Origin of the sequence: Citrobacter sp. (assembly GCF_050252275.1) — a bacterium.
GTDB lineage: Bacteria > Pseudomonadota > Gammaproteobacteria > Enterobacterales > Enterobacteriaceae > Citrobacter_A > Citrobacter_A amalonaticus.
Genome location: NZ_JBFWLF010000414.1, coordinates 1 through 2,724, shown reverse-complemented (window position 1 = coordinate 2,724; position 2,724 = coordinate 1). Strand labels below are relative to the sequence as shown.

4 protein-coding genes are annotated in these 2,724 nt (G+C 54.4%); 2 read left to right on the top strand and 2 right to left on the bottom strand.

Annotated elements, in window-relative coordinates; all coding sequences use genetic code 11:
* Together AB7E14_RS22555 and AB7E14_RS22550 are read left to right on the top strand one after the other, a co-directional pair.
* The coding region (locus tag AB7E14_RS22555; protein WP_428169993.1) for a glucose-6-phosphate isomerase family protein at positions 1–276 on the top strand (276 nt) is incomplete at its 5' end.
* Positions 269–1,051: a glucose-6-phosphate isomerase family protein gene (locus tag AB7E14_RS22550; protein ID WP_042997997.1), complete on the top strand. Its 783-nt coding sequence runs from the start codon at positions 269–271 to the stop codon at positions 1,049–1,051. The genes AB7E14_RS22555 and AB7E14_RS22550, both read left to right, overlap by 8 nt.
* Before the next feature lie 40 nt (positions 1,052–1,091).
* Here the strand turns inward: AB7E14_RS22550 and AB7E14_RS22545 are convergent, their stop codons facing one another.
* Both AB7E14_RS22545 and AB7E14_RS22540 read right to left on the bottom strand, forming a co-directional pair.
* The gene (locus AB7E14_RS22545; RefSeq protein WP_042997996.1) at positions 1,092–1,910 is read right to left on the bottom strand and encodes a PTS system mannose/fructose/sorbose family transporter subunit IID; all 819 of its coding nucleotides are present in this window, start codon (positions 1,908–1,910) and stop codon (positions 1,092–1,094) included.
* Entirely contained in the window at positions 1,910–2,710 is an 801-nt protein-coding gene (locus tag AB7E14_RS22540; RefSeq protein ID WP_044328228.1) for a PTS mannose/fructose/sorbose/N-acetylgalactosamine transporter subunit IIC, read from the bottom strand. The genes AB7E14_RS22545 and AB7E14_RS22540 overlap by 1 nt, the downstream gene beginning before the upstream one ends.
* Positions 2,711–2,724: the final 14 nt, after the last annotated feature.

Here is a 2,724-nt window from a genome sequence, read left to right as displayed (position 1 = left end):
GGCGAAGTCTATTTTGGCCTGCGCGGAAAGGGACTTTTGCCGCTGCAAAATGAGCACGGGCAGGCGCGACTGGAAAACGTTTTCGCCGGATCCATTCATATCATCCCAGGTTTTACCGCACACCGCTTAATCAACACCGGAAATGAGGTGCTCTCCGCGCTTGCTGTCTGGCCTGCTATCGCCGGACATGATTATGCGGCGCTGGCGAAGGGGTTCACCCTCAGGGTCTTTGAGGAAAACCAGCAGATTCTGGTAAGGGAGGTGCAGAATGGTTGACTCTGCCTCTCTTTATGGTCTGGATATGACCGTACATCGTCATCCGCTTGGGTTCAGTTATGGGGATGACGTGACCGGGCCTATGCCGGAAATTCGCCGACTCGATCAGATTCGTGCTTCGCTGCGTGATCCGCAGTGTGAGGGACCGGAAGAGGTATACGCTATCGCGATGGACGTGGCGCGCCTGCAGGATCGCGAGGAGCTAAAAAAACGCATGCTGTTGTTCGGTGTGGTGACCTATGCCGCGGGTCGGTTGGGTGAAGAACCGATTCGTAGTCAGGGACATGTGCATCGTGTGAGTCAGCACAGCGGGTGGTCTCCGCCAGAGTTGTATGAGATCTGGCAGGGGAAAGCGATCATCTACATGCAGGAATATGTTGGGGACGATCCTGGTCGCTGCTTTGCGGTGATCGCAGGACCCGGTGAAAAAGTGCTGGTGCCGCCAGGTTGGGGACATGCGACGATATCCGCCGATCCGAATGAGCCGTTAACCTTTGGCGCGTGGTGCGATCGGGAATATGGTTTTGAATATGAGGCTGTGCGGGCGCATAAAGGGCTGGCGTGGTATCCGTTACTACAGGGTGACCACGTCATCTGGCAGCACAACCCGCGCTATATTGCCGGGCGATTGCAGGCCGTCACGCCTCGTCAGTATACGGAGTTTTCACTGACTTCAGCGCCAATCTATCAGCAATTTATATCCGACCCGGGGCGCTTTCAGTTTATCTCTCGCCCGGATAAATGCGCAGGGCTGTGGCAGAACTTCCATCCATGAAAAACCGGGGCATTGCCCCGGTAGTTCCGTCTTTTCGCTATTAACCTGCAAACAGACCTGTTGCGACGCCAAGCGCGGCCAGTATCAGCAGTAAAACCATCGCTTTTACCGGTGAGACACCGCGTTTTGCCATCAGATACCAGGTACCGAGAACGACGACCAGCGGCAGCAATTGCGGGAAAATGCCATCCAGCATCTGCTGAACATGGATATTCACACCATCTTTGGTAATAAACTCCATCCCGGTTCCAAGCTTCACGTAGCTGGCTGCGACGCCCCCCATAACGAAAACGCCTAACAGCGATAAGGCTTCGCGCAGACGAGTGGACTTGCTGCTCACCAGTATTTCTACCGAGCCGGAGCCCATTTTGTAGCCTTTCAGAAACAAGAACCATGAGCCGGGAATGATGATCGCAAGCCAGGCGACGGTATAAAACAAGGGACCGAGGATATTGCCGCCTGCCGCCAGCGCCATGCCGATACTGAGCAGAATGGGGATCAACATCCCAGGGATCATGGAATCACCGATCCCGGCAATGGGACCCATTAAACCCACCTTAAGGGTGTTGATCGTCTCTCCATCGATCGGCTCCCCGTTCGCTTTTTTCTCTTCCAGCCCCAGCGCCATTCCATTCACAATGGCGCCAATCTGGGGTTCGGTATTGTAGAACGAGGCGTGTCGACGCAACATTTCGGTTCGTTGTGCGGCATCGGGATAGAGCTTTTTCGCCACCGGCAACATGCTCAGACAAAATCCAAAAGATTCCAGACGTTCAAAACTCATCGACGATAAGTTATGCATCATCCAGGCCCGCCAGCAGCGGCGAAGATCTTTACGGGTCAGCGTACGTTCTTCCATCAGAATTCATCCTCATCATCGCGGGTAACCGACGTCGCGTTTGCAGCCTGCGGCGGTTCCGGCTTGTAGTTATAGTGGATCAGCGCCAACAGTGAACCGACGATCACCAGCGCGACCATGTTGAGTTTTAAAAAGACGATGCAGACGAAACCGACGAGGAAGTAGATCAACATGGTGTAATTTTTGATGATCTGCTTGAGCAGAATTGCAATCCCGACGGCGGGCAGAATGCCGCCCAGTACGTTCATCGTCGACAACACCATCTTCGGCAGGCTGTCCATAAAACCGCTGATGTACTGTGCGCCAAAGTAAACCGCAATAAAGGTGGGCACAAAACGCAGGATAAAGTTTGTCACCTGAGGCCAGATGGCGCTGTTCAGATAAATTCCCCGCTCATCGCCCCGATCCAGTGCCGCATCGGCACGATGGTTCCAGAAAGAGTTCAGTACCATCATCGCATTAAATAAGATGGTCCCGGCAATCCCGATGGTAGCGGCTAAGGCGACCGCGACCTCCGGGCCTTTGCCTGAGAGGATCCCCAATGCAATGGCCGGGTAAGCCACAAAGTTGAGATCGGCAGGCATTGAGCCGCCGGGCGTGACCATCGCGATATATACTGCCTGAACCGCAACGCCAATCATGATCCCGGTTTTCATGTCACCGAGAATAATCCCGACCAACGTGCCGGAAATCAGCGGTCGGGTGATTAAATACCAGCCGCCCGTCAGTCCCAACAGCCAGGGGCTGCTGAGGGCGCCGAGATAACACAGAATGCCAATCAACATCGCTTCGATAATCATCGTCCGCTCCTTAT